This is a genomic window from Yeosuana sp. (genome assembly GCF_057126245.1).
This window is the reverse complement of record NZ_DBNGMQ010000030.1, coordinates 1-1,756: the sequence shown is the minus strand read 5'-3', so window position 1 is coordinate 1,756 and position 1,756 is coordinate 1. Positions and strand designations below refer to the sequence as shown.

The 1,756-nt window shown below is 29.3% G+C and carries 1 protein-coding gene; it reads left to right on the top strand.

The window, feature by feature from the left end; all coding sequences use genetic code 11:
• Nucleotides 1-297 precede the first annotated feature (297 nt).
• On the top strand, nt 298-1,020 hold the full coding sequence (locus tag AC15TD_RS03065; protein ID WP_484450671.1) for a toxin-antitoxin system YwqK family antitoxin: 723 nt from the start codon (nt 298-300) through the stop codon (nt 1,018-1,020).
• Nucleotides 1,021-1,756 lie beyond the last annotated feature (736 nt).

The following is a 1,756-nucleotide window of genomic DNA, read 5'->3' as shown; positions in this document are numbered from 1 at the left end:
CTTGTTGTAGAAACAAAGAATAAGTTTCTTGGCACAGTAGATTGGCTTGTTTATTTTTTAGAACCTGCCAATTAAATATTTCGGTAAGGTAATCTATTTAACTTTATTTATATTACTGTTATGCCATTGACAAGTTCTTTGTTGAAGTTGTTTATGACGCTGAACACAATGTTATAACCGAAGTAAGAAGTTTTAAATATGGGCATAGTCGTGATAAGTATGCTCCAAAGTTTAATAAGTATAAACTATTCATTACATGAAATAGCCTATATTGGAAGAAATTAAAACCAACAGATTATGAAAAAAATATTAGTGTTAATGATTTTGGTTTTGCCTTTTGTTTGTAATGGGCAAAAAAAAGTTAAGGAATATCAAGGCGACATTAATTTTAAAGATATCATTGAGATAAAACAATTAATTTATTTTAAGACAGATACAACTTTAGTTACAGGAAGAGTAATACGTTACAATAAAAAAAATATAGCAAAAAAATATATTATAGTTACAAAAGGGAAACCTGACAATTTAGGTTGGATATTAGTCAATGATAAATATACCCCTCCGGAAAAAAGTGCTTTAGGATCGCTTGTAACAGGCGCTGCTCAAGTAATAGATTTTATTGACCCTATTGATATACCAACCAGCCGGACAAATCATGCTTCTGATGCAAGTATTGACAGTTATATTGACTATAACAAAGAATTTATTAAAAAGGAATTTAACGATGCATCATACAGAAATAAGATTTCAAAGAATCTGCAAATAGAGAATGAAGTAAGTATTAAGCCTTTTGAAGAAAACACCAAACAGGTCCAGATTGAAGATAAAGGAAATTATATTGATGGAAAGAAAGAGGGTCTTTGGGAAGAGTATCATCAAAATGGACAATTAAAAGCAAAAGGTGTTTACGAGGAAGGAAAAAAAAATGGTACTTGGGAAGTATTTAATGAACAAGGTAAGTTAAAAGCAAAGATTAACTATAGATTGGGCATTAAGAAGAAGACTGAAAAATTCGATTAGTTTTGACAACGACATTACTAAAGACATCGCATTAACTGTTATGCTATAGATAAGTTCTATGTTGAGGTTGTTTATGATGCTGAACACAACACCATAACAGAAATAAGGAGTTTTAAATATGGTCATAGTCTTGATAAGTATGCTCCAAAATTTTATAAGGATTAATCTCCAAAATACAGACGATAATTGTTTTTCAAACAATACTATCATAGAAATGTAAAAGGCCTTATTGGTCGATATTCAAGGCTTAAACTGATATTCCTCATTGTTTATGCCTAGTGATGTAATTACATTTATTTATAACACAAGCAAAGTCTAAACTAATAAGAGATGGAAAGAAAATTAAAAGTTTTGGAATTCGATGCAAAACAAAAACTTCTAGATTATGTCAATTCGAATTCGAGTAAATTAGATATTATTTCTATAACTAGTAGCCAAGAGGTTTTTTTTTATAAACACTTTTTATGGTATTATGACAAATAATAATTTACTAATATGACCTTATACGAGTTTAACATATTAGAGTTAAACGAACGTATGGAAGCCGTTAATCAATACGGCATCTATTTAGATAATATACATTACTAAAGACATTCGCATTAACAGTTATGCCATAGATAAGTTCTTTGTTGGGGTTGTTTATGATTCAGAACATAACACCATAACAGAACTAAGAAGTTTTAAATATGGGCATAGTCTTGATAAGTATTCTCCAAAGTTTTAGATAGTTCCAGTA

What these genes read in the sequence shown, in the direction of transcription:
- AC15TD_RS03065 (WP_484450671.1), top strand. Translation starts at nt 298, where the DNA reads ATGAAAAAAATATTAGTGTTAATGATTTTGGTTTTGCCTTTTGTTTGT.